The sequence below is a fragment of the Vibrio sp. 10N.261.55.A10 genome (assembly GCF_041470825.1).
In the GTDB taxonomy this organism is placed as follows: domain Bacteria; phylum Pseudomonadota; class Gammaproteobacteria; order Enterobacterales; family Vibrionaceae; genus Vibrio; species Vibrio crassostreae_C.
Map to the genome: position 1 here is coordinate 1 of NZ_JBFRNC010000081.1, position 277 is coordinate 277.

Annotated in this window: 2 tRNA genes; both read left to right on the forward strand. The window is 48.4% G+C overall.

The features are described from left to right. Positions 1-6 precede the first annotated feature (6 nt). Positions 7-91 (forward strand) — tRNA-Leu (locus AB4274_RS20520). 42 nt (positions 92-133) lie between these two features. Further along, positions 134-208: transfer RNA gene (locus tag AB4274_RS20525), tRNA-Gln, on the forward strand. The last annotated feature ends 69 nt before the right edge of the window (positions 209-277 follow it).

Below are 277 nucleotides of genomic sequence, written 5' to 3' on the forward strand. Positions count from 1 at the left end.
TTTGCTGCGGTCGTGGCGGAATTGGTAGACGCACCAGATTTAGGTTCTGGCGCCGAGAGGTGTGAGAGTTCAAGTCTCTCCGACCGCACCATTATTTAGAATGTGTTTCTTTCATTAGATGAACATTCATTGTTGGGCTATCGCCAAGCGGTAAGGCACCGGCTTTTGATGCCGGCATTCCCTGGTTCGAATCCAGGTAGCCCAGCCACTATTACAACGTTATATTGAATCACCAATATTCAGTATGACTACAAAGATTTGCTGCGGTCGTGGCGGA